The organism is Microbacterium murale, assembly GCF_014635185.1.
Lineage (GTDB): Bacteria > Actinomycetota > Actinomycetes > Actinomycetales > Microbacteriaceae > Microbacterium > Microbacterium murale.
In genome coordinates this window covers 75187-90427 of record NZ_BMCM01000003.1, presented here as the reverse complement: position 1 = coordinate 90427, position 15241 = coordinate 75187, and the positions used below count along the sequence as shown (strand labels likewise).

Here is a 15241-nt window from a genome sequence, read left to right as displayed (position 1 = left end):
CTCGGCGCGGCGCGGTACATTCAGGGTGTGGCTGCACGTTCTGGCAATCGTCCCGCGGCGCTTCGAAGCCCCGCACAGATTCCCCTGCGGCCCCGCGCCGCAGATGAACGAGAGGTCACGGCACGCGCCGGGGTGAAGGCCGCACCGGCGCACCCCGACCATACGCTGACCGGGCGCATCCCGCTCGCAGATGCGACCCCTGCCGCGCCGGGCGGATTCCCCGCCAAGGCGTTCGTCGGCGAGGTGGTGCCGTTCCGGGTCGTCGCGTTCCGTGAGGGTCACGACCGGATCGGCATTCACGTGCGGCTGACCGCGCCGGACGGCGAGGAGAGCCTGCACCGCCTGACAGCCCTCCACGACGGCACCGACTCCTGGAGCACCGAGATCGCTCTCGATGTGCAGGGACGCTGGCTGTACCGCTTCGAGGCATTCGCAGACGATCACGCCACCTGGGCCCACGCCGCTGCGGTCAAGATCGCCGCAGATATCGACGTGGAGGTGATGGCAGCTCTCGGCCGGGAGCTGTTCACGCGCGCCGCCGCAGAGAAGGCCAGGCCCACGGCCGAGCGCGCACACCTCAGAGCCGTCGCCGCGACGCTCACCGGGGCGGATGCCACCACCGCTCTGTCGGTCGCCACTGATCCCGACCTCGCCGCACTGTTCGCTGCCAGGCCGCTCGCGTCGCTCACCTCGGCCTCCGCCGAGCAGACCCTGATCGTCGAACGGACAACCGCCGGCGTCAGCGCGTGGTACGAGTTCTTCCCCCGCTCGGAGGGAGCGAGGCGCAAGGCCGACGGCACGATCAGGAGCGGCACGTTCCGCACGGCGTCGAAGCGCCTTCCGGCCGTCGCGGCGATGGGCTTCGACGTGCTCTATCTGCCGCCGATCCACCCGATCGGCAGGACGCACCGCAAGGGACCGAACAACACGCTGGATGCCGCCCCCGCAGACCCCGGTTCACCGTGGGCGATCGGCGCCGCAGAGGGCGGCCACGATGCAGTGCATCCGGATCTCGGCACCCTGGCAGACTTCCGATTCTTCGTGCGCGAGGCGCGGAAGGCCGGCCTTGAGGTCGCTCTCGACCTGGCATTGCAGGCATCGCCGGATCATCCATGGGTCACGTCCCACCCTGAGTGGTTCACAACCCTTCCGGACGGGACGATCGCATACGCGGAGAACCCGCCGAAGAAGTATCAGGACATCTACCCGCTGAACTTCGACGGCGACCCCGACGGGCTCTCGTCCGAGGTGCTCCGCATCGTCGAGCACTGGGTATCGCAGGGCGTCTCGATCTTCCGCGTGGACAATCCGCACACCAAACCGCTCCGATTCTGGGAGTGGCTGATCGCCCGTGTGACCGCGGCGCATCCCGACGTCGTCTTCCTCGCTGAGGCGTTCACCCGCCCCGCCCCGCTGCGGGGCCTCGCCGCGGCGGGCTTCCAGCAGAGCTACACGTACTTCACCTGGCGCAACACGAAGCGCGAGCTCGAGGAGTTCCTCACCGCGGTCGCGACGGACACCGCGGACTTCCTGCGTCCGAACCTGTTCGTCAACACCCCCGACATCCTCACCGAATATCTGCAGTTCGGCGGACGTGCGGCATACCGCATCCGGGCAGCCATCGCCGCGACGGCAGCGCCGACCTACGGGGTGTACGCCGGCTTCGAACTGTACGAGAACGTCGCACGCCCAGGCTCCGAGGAGAACATCGACAACGAGAAGTACGAGTACAAGCTGCGCGACTTCGCCGCTGCCGAGGCCGCCGGTGATTCGCTCGCCCCGTTCCTGCGGCGGCTGAACGAGATCAGGGAAGCGCATCCGGCTCTGCGGCAGTTGCGCAACCTCAGGGTGCACTGGAGCGACGACGACAGCATCCTGGTGTACTCCAAGCGCCTCGACGCCGCGTTCACCGGCACCGGCTCCGCCGACACGATCATCGTCGTCGTCAACGTCGATCCTCACTCGGTGCGTGAGACGACCGTGCATCTCGACACCCGCGTGTGGGGTGTCGAGCCCGGAACCGAGTACGAGGTCGAGGATCTCGTCACCGGCGCGGTCTGGACCTGGTCCGATCACAACTTCGTCAGACTCGACGCCTTCGTCGAGCCGGTGCACATCCTCAAGGTGAAGGAGCGGTCATGAACTACATCGAGGACGTCGTCGCATCGCACGATTGGGAGGCCGTCGCGGCGGGTGCGCATCATGCTCCGCATGACGTCCTCGGGGCGCATCCCATGAAAGACGCGGCCGGCCGCACCCACACCACGATCCGCGTGCGACGGCCGCTGGCCCAGAGAGTGGATGCCGTCTTCACGGATGACACGCGGCTGTCGCTCGTTCATGCCGAGCACGGCATATGGGAGGGGCAGCACGACGGATCACCCGTTCCGTATCGGATAGCGACCGCATACGAAGGTGAGGAGGAGCAGCTGGCAGGAGACCCCTACCGCCATCTTCCGACCATCGGCGACCTCGACCTGCACCTGATCGCCGAAGGCCGCCACGAGCGTCTCTGGGAGGTCCTCGGCGCGAACGTGCACCTGCTCGACGGTGAGATCGGAGTGTCCTTCGCCGTTTGGGCGCCCAACGCCCAGGCGGTTCGTGTGGTGGGCGAGCACAACGGCTGGAGCGGCGAGGGCCACAGCATGCGGTCGATGGGGGTGAGCGGGCTCTGGGAGCTGTTCATCCCTGACCTCAGCCCTGGGGCGCTCTACAAGTACGAGATCCTGACGCGCGACGGTCGCTGGATTCTCAAGGCGGATCCGATGGCGCGCAGAACGCAGGTTCCGCCGCAGACCGCATCCGTCGTCCCGTTCTCCGCATATTCCTGGCAGGACGGCGCCTGGACGACGCGGCGCGCGGCGACGCACGCCGTCGCACAGCCGATGTCGATCTACGAAGTGCACCTCGGGTCCTGGCGCAACGGGCTGGGGTATCGCGAGATCGCCGACCCGCTCATCGACCATGTGCTGGAGACCGGATTCACGCATGTGGAGTTCATGCCGCTCGCCGAGCACCCGTTCGGCGGCTCCTGGGGTTATCAGGTGAGCGGATACTATGCGCCGACGGCACGCTTCGGGACACCGGACGACCTGCGCTATCTCATCGATCGTCTGCACCAGGCGGGCATCGGTGTCATCCTGGACTGGGTGCCTGGCCACTTCCCGAAGGATGACTTCGCACTCGCCCGATTCGACGGACTGCCCGTGTACGAGCATCCCGATCCCCGCCGCGGAGAGCATCAGGATTGGGGCACGCTGATCTTCGACTACGGCCGCCCGGAGGTGCGCGGCTTCCTCGTCGCGAACGCCCTGTACTGGTTCGACCAGTTCCATATCGACGGCCTGCGCGTCGATGCGGTCGCCTCGATGCTGTACCTCGACTACTCGCGCCAGGACGGCGAGTGGGAACCCAACGTCCACGGCGGTCGGGAGAATCTCGAAGCGATCCGCTTCCTGCAGGAGGTCAATGCGACCGCATACCGTGCTTACCCGGGGATCGTGATGATCGCGGAGGAATCGACCAGCTTCCCAGGCGTCACCGGTCCCACCGACCATGCCGGGCTCGGATTCGGGTTCAAGTGGAACATGGGCTGGATGAACGACTCGCTGCAGTACATCGCTCGCGACCCGATGTACCGGGCGCACCACGAGGGCGAGATGACGTTCTCCTTCGTCTACGCGTTCGGAGAGAACTATCTGCTGCCGATCAGCCATGACGAGGTCGTGCACGGCAAGGGCAGCCTGCTGTCGAAGATGCCAGGCGACCACGCGCACAAGCTCGCGAACGTGCGTGCCTATCTGGCGTACATGTGGGGCCACCCTGGCAAGAACCTCCTGTTCATGGGACAGGAGTTCGGACAGCTCGCGGAGTGGTCCGAGTCCAGAGAGCTGGACTGGTGGCTGCTCGATCAGCCATCGCACGCGCAGCTGCAGCACTTCGTGGCCGAGATGAACGGCGCATATCGTGCCAGCGCACCATTATGGGAACGCGATGGCGACAGCACCCGGTTCCGCCGACTCGGCGCGCCCTCGTGGGACCCGAACGTGATCGCCTTCGAGCGCCGCGATGATCATGGCGGTCGCGTCGTCGTGATCAGCAACTTCGCGGGTGTCGAGCGCGCCGGACTTCCCCTGCACCTGCCGGTGCAGGGCGTGTGGGACGAGATCCTCAATACGGATGCCGTGGACTTCGGCGGCTCCGGGGTGGGCAACTACGGCCGCGTCGCCGCGCATGTCGATGGCGAACACGGCACTCCGACGACGAAGATCACGCTGCCGGCACTGTCGACGATCTGGCTGCGATACCGCTCGGAGCGACTAGAACAGCAGAGATGAGAGGCGGTTGCGCGCGGCGATCACCCGAGCATCGCCGGTGCCGATGAGTCCGAACAGTTCGACGAGGCGCTCCCGCACGGGGGCGCGCTCATCGGACGGCAGCGCTGCGAAGAGATCGAGCAGTCGCCCGAACGCGTCGTCCACATGACCACCGGAGATGTCGAGGTCGGCGACGGCGAACTGCGCCTGCACGTCGAGAGGTGCAGCAGCTGCCGCGGCTCGCGCCTCCTGAAGATCGAGGCCCTGCACGCGGTCGAGCAGCCGCACCTGGCCGAGTCCCGCGCGAGCGTCCTCGTCACGCGGGTTCTCCGCGAGCGCCTTCTCGTAAGCGGTGATAGCCGCCGGGAAGTCCCCGGCCTCGATCGCCGCGAACGCCTCGGCGTGCAGAGGGGCCAGAGGAGCCTCCTGCGGCTCCTGCGCATCATCGGCGCCTGGTCCCTCGGAATCGTCGGCAGCGCCCGCCACTGAACCGGTGACGCCGTTCTGGGCGGCCACCTGCAGCAGCTGGTCGAACACCTGACGCACCTGCTCCTCAGGAACCGCACCGGTGAACATCGGAACCGGCTGCCCGGCGATCAGTGCGACGACCATCGGAATGGACTGTGCGCGGAAACTCTGCGCGAGCTGCGGGTTCGCATCCACGTCGACCTTGGCGAGCACGACACGTCCACCGAGCTCTGTGACGACCTTCTCCAGGATCGGGCTCAGCTGCTTGCAGGGCCCGCACCATTCTGCCCACAGGTCGACGACGATCGGCACGGTGCGCGATAGCTCCATGATCTGGCCGAACGTGGCATCCGTGACATCGACGATGAATCCACCCGCGGGTGGGCTCTGGGCACCTGCCTGTGCCGGCGAGGCGTCGGCGGGAGCCGTCGGTCGATTGCGCAGGCTCGAGAGATCGACGGCGCCACGAAGGGCAGCTGGTGAGATGTCGCTCATTGGATCACTTCCACGTTGAGGATGTCTTGGTGCACGGCGAGGAGGCGGATCTGCTCCGACGAGCCCTGGGCGGGCACGGAGAAGAACAGTTGCAGTCCGTAGGTGGTGACGACGCCCTTGGCTGCCTCCTCGACTCCCGTGAGCGTCTTGGCCTCGGGGTTCTCCCCGAACTTGATCACCGCATCGGTCGACGTCGGCGCGATCGTCTCGCTGTCGACCATCGACACCGCCACGATCGCTCCGCTGTCCAGCGTCGCCATGGCCACGGGAGGCTGGTCGGCCGCCACGATGTCGAATGCCGTGCTCGAGGTCTCGGCGGCACCGTTGTCGACGAGCGACTTCGTGACGGCCGCGCGGCTCGCCGAGATGGAGTCCGCCAGCGTGATGCTCACCGGATCGAAGAGCGAGCGGAATTCGCTCTTCTCGCCACTGTCCACCACATCTGCGAATGCCGTCGCGAGCTCGTCGGGCGCGAGTGCGAGGAAGGCGGAAGCGTTCTCCGTGATGAGGCTGGTTCCCAGCCATGCGGGGGCGAGCTCCGGCACCTCGGCCGAGGCCTGCATCTCGGCGACGTTGGCGACCTTGTAGTTCGACCACGGATCGGCCTGCGTCATGGTGAGGATGACCGGTGGCACAGTGTCGTCGCTCTTGCTCTTGCTGAGCGCCAGGACGGTGCGCGGCCACTCGTCCGTCGCCTGAGGCAGCAGGACCTCGATGACATCGGTCGGGATGGTGGCGGGCAGTGCGCGGTCGGTGAGCGTCGCGCGCAACGTGTAGTCGGTGCTCCTCGCGGCCAGCGCGGCACCGGCCAGACGAGTACCGGCGAGGTCGATGTCGAGCGACGCGTCGGCCTCTTCAAGAGTCCCAGCGATGCTCTTGAGGATCCGGGAGGCCTGAGCCTCTGTGACTGCCGGGGGCTTCTGATTCTCCGGAGTGATGACGGTCTGCGTCGGTGACGGCGTCGGCGAGGGGTCTGCGAACTGCGGCCAGGTGTCACTGGAGCAACCGGCGAACAGCATCGCGGCGATTCCGAACGCGGGAAGCACCAGCAGCCGGCGGCGCACGCGGTGCGCACGGCGCTCGCTCTTCGGCGCGCTCTTCTCCTCTGGCGCGCCCTCGGCTGCGGGTTCTTCGTCGCCGCTGGCCTCGAGCGCCTCACGAACGGGTGCGGGCTCGACGGCGAGGTCGATCGGCTCGGTGGCCGGCATCGGGCCGGGCCCCTTGCGGCGGGGACCGCGTCCCCTGCGCTGATGGCGGATCGCCAGCACGTACATGACGAGGCCGAACAGCAGCACAGCACCGCCTGCGGCGATGAGCGGTCCGACCCATGGTGTGGACCGATCGAGCGGCCACGAGACGACGACATCCGATGGAGCGTCCTGGGTGCCGTCCTTCGCGATCAGAACGCTCATACCCGCCGGCAACTGCATGTCGGTGATCAGCTGATCGGCCTCGCTGAACGAATCGAGCCAGAGATCCGAACCTGCAGGGTTACGGCCTTCCGGCTCTGCGGCGTCACCCTCGGCGGCGTCGCCGTCTGCGGCGTCGCCCTCGTCACCCGCTGCGACTTCGGGCTCGACGAGAGTCGTCACGCTCTCGCCGTCCGAGTCGAGCTCGACGGCGTTGTACTCGGCATCCGAGAGCCAGGCCTGCAGATCTGCGGTGCGACCATAGGCGACGAAGATGTCGCCCTCGCCGCGCACCAGCAACGTCTGCTGCCCCGGATTCTCACGGAGCACCGCTCCGTCCACGAGCGTGTAGGGGGCGGGCTCCTCCACACTCAGCTCCGTCTGCTGGGCCGATGGACCCATGAAGATGGTTCGCTGAGCGATGCCAGCTCCGATGAGAAGCGTGGCCAGGACGAAGGCCACGACGGCCCATACGAAACGCACGAAAAGTCTCCTTACGTGATCCAGGCGCCTCGCCCAGATCTCCGCTCGACGTTTCAGACTATCGAAACTGGCTGAGTGTTGACTACGAGGGGGCGACAACGCTTCCCGACCGGCACGTCGCGGATCGCGTCCGCCACTTGCCGACTACCCTGAGATCAGTCTTGTCGAGGAGGGCCCATGAAGGTTCACAATCCGTTCCGTACGGCCCTGGTGGCGACGCTCGGAGTGGGACTGGGCATCCTGCTCATCGGCAGCGTGCAATCGCTCTCCACCGTGCTGCTGTACGTCGGCACCGCGCTGTTCATCAGCCTCGGACTCGATCCGGTCATCTCCTTCCTGGAGCGCCGCCGGTTGCCACGTTGGCTCGCCGTCATCGTCACGATCCTCGGCGTGCTCGGCGTCTTCGCCGGAATCGTGCTCATCGTCCTGCCGATCATCATCGACCAGGTGAGCCAGCTCGTGGAGCAGATCACCGAGCTCGTCCAGTCGAGCAACGACATCTGGGGTGACCTTCGGGAGTGGCTGGGAGCGGTGTTCCCCGCATTGGACATCGATCGCATCCTGACCGAGTCGCAGGACTGGCTGCTTGCGAACATGGGCGACATCACGGGCGGCGTGATCGCCGTGAGCCTCAACCTCGTCACCGGCCTGTTCGGTGCTTTCATCGTGCTGATCCTGACCATCTATCTGACCGCATCGACGCCGTCGTTGAAGCGTTCCGTCTATCAGCTGGTTCCGGCATCCCGACGCCCTCGCTTCGTCGACCTGGCCGAGCAGATCACCGACTCGGTCGGCTACTACGTCATGGGACAGGTCACGCTCGGCGTGATCAACGGTGTGCTCAGCGCGATCTTCCTCAGCATCATCGGCCACCCTTTCGCCGCTGTGCTTGCGGTGGTCGCGTTCTTCTTCTCGCTCATCCCGCTGGTGGGAACGCTCACCGGCTCCACGCTCATCGTGCTCGCGTGCCTGATTCCGGGGGTCGGCTCCCCCGCAACGGCGATTGCGGCCGGCATCTACTACCTCATCTACATGCAGATCGAGGCCTACGTCATCTCACCGCGCATCATGAGTCGCGCGGTCTCGGTTCCCGGTGCGGTCGTCGTCGTGGCGGCGCTCGCCGGTGGATCGCTGCTCGGGCTGCTCGGCGCACTCATCGCGATTCCGGTCGCGGCGAGCATCCTGATCATCTACCGCCAGGTGCTCATCCCCCGCATGAACGAGAGATGATCTAGGCAGGCCACTCGTTCGGGAGCGGCAGCGCGTCGGGGTTCACCACGGCGACGATCTCGGTGAGCACGCGACGTGTCTGAGCCTCGCCGACCCACAGGTGTTTGCCGCCTTCGACATCGATCAGCGTGATGCCGGGGATCGACGCGAAGCGCTCTCGCGCCTCCACAGGGCGCAGATAGTCGTCGAACTCGGGGATGACCGCGATCACCCGACGCTCATCGCCCGCCCACGCCGAGACATCATCCGCAGTCGCCCTGTGCAACGGGGGCGAGAGCAGGATGATGCCCTCCACGTCGTGCTCGCGCCCGTACTTCAGCGCGAGCTCGGTGCCGAACGACCACCCCAGAAGCCACGGACGCGGCAGAGACCTCTCACGGACGAAGTCCATCGCCGCAGCCACGTCGAACTGCTCGGCTTCGCCGCCGTCGAACTTCCCCTGACTCGTGCCACGTGGCGACGTCGTGCCGCGGGTGTTGAAGCGCAGCACGGCGAGATCTGCCAGAGCGGGGAGGCGCGCGGCGGCCTTGCGCAGGATGTGCGAATCCATGAACCCACCGGCGGTCGGGAGCGGGTGCAGCGTCACCAGCGTCGCGACGGGTGCGTTGGTCTCAGGGATCGCCAACTCGCCCACCAGCGTCAACTCGTCCGCCGTGGACAGCTCGATCGCCTCGCGCAGTGCCGGCAGCTCCAGCGGCCCGCGGATCTGCATGCTCACGCCATCCTCCAGCAGTGTGTGTGCCAATGACGCCGCGCGGCGAGGTCGGCGGCATCGCCGAGCACACCATCGGCACGCCATACGACCTGGTGCGCGGTGCCGACGACGACCATGCCGCGGCATCCGGGGCAGATGTACTCCTTCTGCGCCTGCTGCGCCGAGACCGGTTGCACAGTCCATTCCCGGCCCTGTCGCGTCTCGCTGCGTTTCCAGCCCGAAAGCAGCCGGTCGAAGGAGTCGTCAGCGTCAGGGCGCTCCTGGCGCCGTCTGTGCGAGCGTGGCATGTCCGAGCATTACCACCAGTTGTTGTTGATCCAGAACTCGTAAGCCCCGGCCCAGCTGCCGTACCGCCCTGTCGCGTAGCCGGTCGCCCAACGCAGATTGTCGACCGGGTCATACCCGTTGCCGGGAACCTTGCTGCACGGCAGCGCCTGGACGAGACCGCACGCGCCTGACGACGAGTTCGTGGCGTTCGGGTTCCAGCCGCTCTCCTTGGAGACGATGTAGTCGACGTAGCCCCAGTCGCCGGATGCGATACCTGCAGCGGCCATCCATTCCGCGGGTGCTCCGCCGCCCGTGTAGTAAAGCGGGCCGGCGCCTCCGGAGGAATCCGAGGACTCCGAATCGGTCGACGCGACTTCTGGTTCCGGCGTGGGAGTGGGCGTGGGTTTCGGTGTCACATAGACGTCGTAGGCGCCGCGGGCGACGGGCGCGATGGTGGCCCCCTCGGCCGTGACCGTCAGATCCTGCGTGTCCTGGGCGGCGAGCGAGAAAGGCGTCTGCACGTCTGCGACCGGAGGATCCGCCAGCGCCATACCGGTCGGCGCGACGATCGCGGCCGCGAAGGCGACGACGCCGAACGCCGCGAAGCCCCCGACGACACCACGCCTGCGGGACCAACGACGAGGACTGCGCACGGGTGATTTCTTGGGTGCGGTTCTCACCGGCGCATCGCTGGCGATGGCGGGATCGATCTCGGTACCGGAAGTCACAATAGCTTCAGTGTAACCAGCCACGCCTGAGACCTCCATCCGAATGCCCGGCGAGGCTGCTCAGCGAACCGCGAGGATCACATCGATCGTGGCATCCATCAGCGCATCGACCTGCTCTTCGCGGTAGCCGCCGCGCTGCATCCGGAACGCGGCCGATCGCAGTTGTTCGACCGACAGCTCATCACCGTCGCGCAGGTACCGTACGATCCTCGCCGCGACGTGATCGACCTCGTCGACGCGGTACCCGAACGACAGAAAACCTGTACGTGCGAACTTGTGCCGGCGGCTGCGCGCCAGGTGGTCGAGTATGAGCTGCGCATCCGAGCGCGCGTGGTCGACCCACGCCTCCGCCCCGTCGGCGCGCACGACGCGCTCCCGCTGCCGCGCGGCAAGCGCATCCTCCACACGCCCGAGAGCGGCATCGACCTCACCGATGTCGTACCCGCCCTTGACGAGCGGGAAGGATGCGACGCGCACGTCGGCGGCAAACAGATCGTCGGTGTCGTCCTCGAAGCTGTCACGGGCCGCTGCCAAGAACGTGTCCACCGCGACGCGGTGGTATCCACGCTCGCGACCACTCGCCAGTCGGAAGGCGGGAGTCGTCTCGTCGTCGTCGATCTCAGTCACACCGTTCACCGTATCCGAAGTCATGGAAGCGTCGCCCATGGCGAAAGGAGGAAGTACAGACTCAGCGCCGGAATCGTCGAGGGCAGGATGCTGTCCAATCGATCGAGGAGTCCTCCGTGGCCGGGGAGCCATGAGCTCATGTCCTTGATGCCCATGTCGCGCTTGATCATCGACTCGCCGAGATCGCCCAGAGTCGCGGTGAGCAGAATGGCGACGCCGAAGATCACGCCAGCCCACCACGGCAGATTGAGCAGGAAGATCGCGAGGAGCACGCCTGCCGCGACGGCGGCGACCACAGCGCCGGCGAATCCTTCCCAGGTCTTCTTCGGGCTGATGCGCGGCGCCATCGGATGCGTGCCGAAGGCGAGTCCGGCCGCATAGGCGCCCGTGTCGGATGCGACGGCGATCGCGACGAACGCGAGCACCCACCACTGTCCGCCTTCCTGGGCGAGCAGGAGCAGAGCGACGGCCGTCAGGAAGGGCACGTACACCTGGACGAAGCCGCTCACGATGGCGTCGGTGAGCACGTCGCCGTATGTGCGTCCATCCTTCGACATCATCTGGGTGACAAGGCGCCACACGACGACGAACACGACGGCAACGAGCAGGGCGACCCAGATGAGCCACGGCGGCGCGAAATAGCCGGCGAGCACCAGTGCGACACCCGCGATGATCTGCGGGACGAGGTCGATCCGGCGACCCGCAGCGCTCAGCGCCCGTGCCAGCTCGAATATCCCGAGCACCGCGATCGCCAGGGCGATCGGCACGAACAGCTCTTTGATGAAGATCAGCGAGGCCAGCAGGATCGCCCCGAACCCCAGACCGACCAGGATCGCAAGGATCAGGTCGCGACCCGTGCGCGCCTTTATCCGCTCATTCGCCTGATCGAGATGCTCCCTGGCCTGAGTCACGTGAGTCTCGAAATCTCCCCTGGCCTGGCGCAGCTGTTCTCGCATGGCTGCGGCCGGATCGACAGGATGCGCAGACCCCACGGGCAGCGGCGGACGCGGCGGAATGGACCCCTCGTCCACGACGGGGAGGTCGACTTCCGGGGTGGCTCCGTCACGCGCTTCGCGCCGCGTCAGCGGGCGTTGCTCGTCGGCAGAGCCGGCTGCGTCGCTCATCCTGGGTTATACCTCGAGCAGCTCTGTCTCTTTGCGCTTGAGAGCGTCGTCGATGAGGTCGACGTGCTGGCGCGTGATCGCGTCGAGTTCCTTCTCGCCACGTGAGATCTCGTCTTCACCGACGTCGCTCTTGAGCGCGTCGAGCTCGTCCTTGGACTTGCGACGGATGCCGCGGAGGTGCACCTTCGCGTCCTCGCCCTTCGTGCGCACGAGCTTGACGTACTCCTTGCGGCGCTCGGCCGTCAGTTCGGGCATGGTCACGCGCACGATGTTGCCGTCGTTCGTGGGGTTCGCGCCCAGGTTCGGCATGTCGCGGATGGCCTGTTCGATGGCCTTCAGCGCCGACTTGTCGTACGGCGTGATCACGAGCGAACGTGCTTCAGGGTTCGCCATCGACGCGAGCTGTGCGAGGGGTGTGGGTGAACCGTAATAGTCCACCATCACCTTCTGGAACATCTGCGGGTTGGCCCGGCCGGTGCGAACGGTGGCGAAGTCCTCTTTGGCGGCTTCGACGGCACGCGTCATTCGGGAAGTGGTTTCAGCGAGGACATCCGCGATCACGGTGACTCCTATCGTCGGGGTGTTCCAGCAACGTGGTGTTCGTGTAATTCTATCCGGGCACGTGCGCGTGCCCCGCGTGGCGCGCCTCAGGCGGAGACGCGCGTGCCGATCGGCTCGCCGAGGAGTGCGCGGGTGACGTTACCCGCAGGCTCCATGCCGAACACGCGCATGTCCATGTTGTTGTCCATGCAGAGGCTGAACGCCGTCGAGTCGACGACCCTGAGTCCGCGCTGCAGCGCATCGCGATAGGTGACCTGCTCGATACGGGTCGCGGTCGCATCCTTGTTGGGATCCGCGGTGTAGATGGCGTCCACGCCGTTCTTGGCCACGAGCACCTCATCGGCCCCGATCTCCAGGGCACGCTGCGCTGCGACCGTGTCGGTCGAGAAGTACGGGAGCCCTGCGCCGGCCCCGAAGATCACGACGCGGCCCTTCTCCATGTGCCGCTCGGCACGGCGCGGAATGTACGGCTCGGCCACCTGCGTCATGGAGATGGCGGACTGCACTCGAGTGGCGGCTCCGGCCTGCTCGAGGAAGTCCTGCAGGGCGAGGGCGTTCATGACGGTGCCGAGCATGCCCATGTAGTCAGCGCGTCCACGGTCCATGCCGCGCTGGCTCAGCTCCGCGCCGCGGAAGAAGTTGCCACCGCCGACGACGATCGCGATCTCGACCTGGTCGACGGCCGCCGCGATCTCTCGGGCGATCTGGCCGACGACGTCGGGATTGACCCCGAGCTGCCCGCCGCCGAAAGCCTCACCGGAGAGTTTGAGAAGGACGCGACGGCGTCCTGTGCGTTCGGTCATGGGTGGTTGGTCCTCTCGTCCCGATTCAAGATAGTGCCTTCTGGGCATGAAGAAGGGGTTCGGATCACAATGGATCCGAACCCCTTCCGTGCTGCTACGCGCCGACCTTGAAGCGCGCGAAGTCTGTCACGGTGATACCGGCATCCTTCGCGACCTGGGCGACCGAGAGCTTGTTGTCCTTGGCGTAGTCCTGCTCGAGCAGTGCGACCTGCTTGATGAATGCAGACACGCGGCCTTCGACGATCTTCGGCAGAGCAGCCTCTGGCTTGCCCTCGTTGCGCGAGATCTCGGTGACGATCTCACGCTCCTTCTCGACGGCCTCGGCGGGGACGGCATCCCGGTCGAGGTACGACGGATTGGCGAACGAGATGTGTTGAGCGATGCTGCGCGCGGTTGCCGCGTCGTCACCCGAGTAGGCGACGACGACGCCGATCTGCGGCGGCAGGTCCTTGCTGGTGCGGTGCAGGTAGACCTCGACGGAGTCGCCGGAGACTGTGCGGACCTGGCGCAGTTCGACCTTCTCGCCGATGATGGCTGCCTCGTCCGAGATCAGCTCACCGACGCTCTGGCTGCCGGCAGATGCCGCGAGGGCGTCTTCAACCGTGTTCGCCTTGGCTGCGGCAGCAGCGTCGGCGACCTTGTCGGCCAGCGCGATGAAGCGCTCGTTCTTCGCGACGAAGTCGGTCTCGCACGCGAGTTCGATCAGCGTCACGTTGCCGTCCTGCTCACGTGCGACGACGAGGCCCTCGCTGGTGGAACGGTCAGCGCGCTTCGCGTTGCCCTTCGCACCCTTGAGGCGGAGGATCTCGACGGCCTTCTCGCGGTCGCCTTCGGCTTCCTCGAGCGCCTTCTTCGTGTCGACCATTCCGGTGCCGAGCTGCTCGCGCAGCGCCTTGATGTCAGCGATGGTGAAGTTGGCCATGTGTGGTGGCTCCTTGCTTCGTGATGTGTGTGTACGCGGAATTACTTGGCGGCGTCGTCGTCGGCTGCCTCGGCCGGAGCCTCAGTCGCCTCGGCGGCGGGAGCCTCTTCAGCAGCAGCCTCGGCAGCCGGAGCCTCTTCAGCAGCAGCCTCGTCAGCCGGAGCCTCGGTCGCCTCGGCGGCAGGCGCCTCTTCAGCAGCGGCAGCCTCAGTCGCCTCAGCAGCAGGAGCCTCGGCACCTTCGGCCGGCGTCTCGAGAAGTTCCTTCTCCCACTCGGCCAGCGGCTCTGCGTCGCCCGACTCGGGGTTGTGCTTCTGCTGCAGGCCCTCGGCCGCGGCGTCGGCGATGATGCGGGTCAGCAGCGAGACGGAGCGGATCGCGTCGTCGTTGCCGGGGATCGGGTACTGGAAGTCATCCGGGTCGGCGTTCGTGTCGAGGATGCCGATCACGGGGATGCCGAGCTTCTTGGCCTCGTCGATGGCGAGGTGCTCACGCTTCGCGTCGATGACCCACAGAGCCGACGGCGTCTTGGTCAGGTTGCGGATACCGCCGAGCGACTTGTGAAGCTTGTCGAGCTCGCGCTTCTTGAGCAGCAGTTCCTTCTTGGTGAAGCCGCTGTTGGCCGGAACCTCGTAGTCGAGCTCCTCGAGCTCCTTCATGCGAGCCAGACGCTTGGAGATCGTCTGGAAGTTGGTGAGGAGACCGCCGAGCCAACGCTGGTTCACGAAGGGCTGGCCCACGCGAGTGGCCTGCTCGGCCAGAATCTCCTGGGCCTGCTTCTTGGTGCCGACGAAGAGGATGGTGCCGCCGTGGGCGACCGTCTCCTTGACGAAGTCGTAGGCGCTGTCGATGTACCCCAGCGACTGCTGGAGGTCGATGATGTGGATGCCGCTGCGCTCGGTGAGGATGAAGCGCTTGACCTTCGGGTTCCACCGACGGGTCTGGTGTCCGAAGTGCACGCCGCTGTCGAGCAGCTGGCGGATGGTGACCACAGCCATGGTCGTCTCCTGGTTCTGGCGCGTTCAGCGCCGTTGAGGTTGTGTCGCCGATCGGGTGATCGGCATGCCTGGTGCCCGGCACACTCCCACCCGCT

14 protein-coding genes are annotated in these 15241 nt (G+C 66.5%); 3 read left to right on the top strand and 11 right to left on the bottom strand.

Annotated elements, in window-relative coordinates; all coding sequences use genetic code 11:
- Positions 1-165 precede the first annotated feature (165 nt).
- Entirely contained in the window at positions 166-2142 is a 1977-nt protein-coding gene (locus tag IEV67_RS10000) for a maltotransferase domain-containing protein (protein ID WP_373284473.1), read from the top strand.
- Entirely contained in the window at positions 2139-4337 is a 2199-nt protein-coding gene (glgB, locus tag IEV67_RS09995) for a 1,4-alpha-glucan branching protein GlgB (protein WP_188436446.1), read from the top strand. Before IEV67_RS10000 ends, glgB begins: the two co-directional genes overlap by 4 nt.
- Here glgB and IEV67_RS09990 read toward each other — a convergent pair.
- Both IEV67_RS09990 and IEV67_RS09985 read right to left on the bottom strand, forming a co-directional pair.
- Positions 4320-5279 (bottom strand): tetratricopeptide repeat protein, encoded by a 960-nt coding sequence (locus tag IEV67_RS09990; RefSeq protein ID WP_188436445.1) that lies wholly within the window; start codon positions 5277-5279, stop codon positions 4320-4322. The two genes, glgB and IEV67_RS09990, sit on opposite strands and share 18 nt — an antisense overlap.
- Positions 5276-7171, bottom strand: coding sequence for a DUF8094 domain-containing protein (locus IEV67_RS09985; RefSeq protein WP_188436444.1), 1896 nt, complete (start codon positions 7169-7171; stop codon positions 5276-5278). The genes IEV67_RS09990 and IEV67_RS09985 overlap by 4 nt, the downstream gene beginning before the upstream one ends.
- A gap of 177 nt (positions 7172-7348) precedes the next feature.
- On the opposite strand from IEV67_RS09985, the gene IEV67_RS09980 reads away from it, so the two are divergent.
- Positions 7349-8401, top strand: coding sequence for an AI-2E family transporter (locus IEV67_RS09980; protein ID WP_188436443.1), 1053 nt, complete (start codon positions 7349-7351; stop codon positions 8399-8401).
- 1 nt (position 8402) lies between these two features.
- Here the strand turns inward: IEV67_RS09980 and IEV67_RS09975 are convergent, their stop codons facing one another.
- The 9 genes from IEV67_RS09975 to rpsB form a co-directional block, all read right to left on the bottom strand.
- Positions 8403-9113 (bottom strand): alpha/beta hydrolase, encoded by a 711-nt coding sequence (locus IEV67_RS09975; RefSeq protein ID WP_188436866.1) that lies wholly within the window; start codon positions 9111-9113, stop codon positions 8403-8405.
- Positions 9114-9115: 2 nt separating this feature from the next.
- Positions 9116-9403 (bottom strand): Rv1322 family protein, encoded by a 288-nt coding sequence (locus IEV67_RS09970; protein WP_188436442.1) that lies wholly within the window; start codon positions 9401-9403, stop codon positions 9116-9118.
- Positions 9404-9412: 9 nt separating this feature from the next.
- A complete protein-coding gene (locus IEV67_RS09965; RefSeq protein ID WP_229703013.1) occupies positions 9413-10111 on the bottom strand; it encodes an aggregation-promoting factor C-terminal-like domain-containing protein in 699 nt (232 codons plus the stop codon).
- A gap of 60 nt (positions 10112-10171) precedes the next feature.
- Entirely contained in the window at positions 10172-10738 is a 567-nt protein-coding gene (locus IEV67_RS09960) for a DivIVA domain-containing protein (RefSeq protein ID WP_229703011.1), read from the bottom strand.
- A 20-nt stretch (positions 10739-10758) separates the two neighbouring features.
- Positions 10759-11862 (bottom strand): phosphatidate cytidylyltransferase, encoded by a 1104-nt coding sequence (locus tag IEV67_RS09955; RefSeq protein WP_188436440.1) that lies wholly within the window; start codon positions 11860-11862, stop codon positions 10759-10761.
- Positions 11863-11868: 6 nt separating this feature from the next.
- Positions 11869-12423 (bottom strand): ribosome recycling factor, encoded by a 555-nt coding sequence (gene frr, locus IEV67_RS09950; RefSeq protein WP_188436439.1) that lies wholly within the window; start codon positions 12421-12423, stop codon positions 11869-11871.
- 86 nt (positions 12424-12509) lie between these two features.
- A complete protein-coding gene (pyrH, locus tag IEV67_RS09945; protein WP_188436438.1) occupies positions 12510-13226 on the bottom strand; it encodes a UMP kinase in 717 nt (238 codons plus the stop codon).
- Between the two features lie 94 nt (positions 13227-13320).
- On the bottom strand, positions 13321-14148 hold the full coding sequence (gene tsf / locus IEV67_RS09940; RefSeq protein ID WP_188436437.1) for a translation elongation factor Ts: 828 nt from the start codon (positions 14146-14148) through the stop codon (positions 13321-13323).
- 41 nt (positions 14149-14189) lie between these two features.
- Complete coding sequence (gene rpsB, locus IEV67_RS09935) at positions 14190-15146, bottom strand: 30S ribosomal protein S2 (protein ID WP_188436436.1); 957 nt, start codon at positions 15144-15146, stop codon at positions 14190-14192.
- Between the last annotated feature and the right edge of the window lie 95 nt (positions 15147-15241).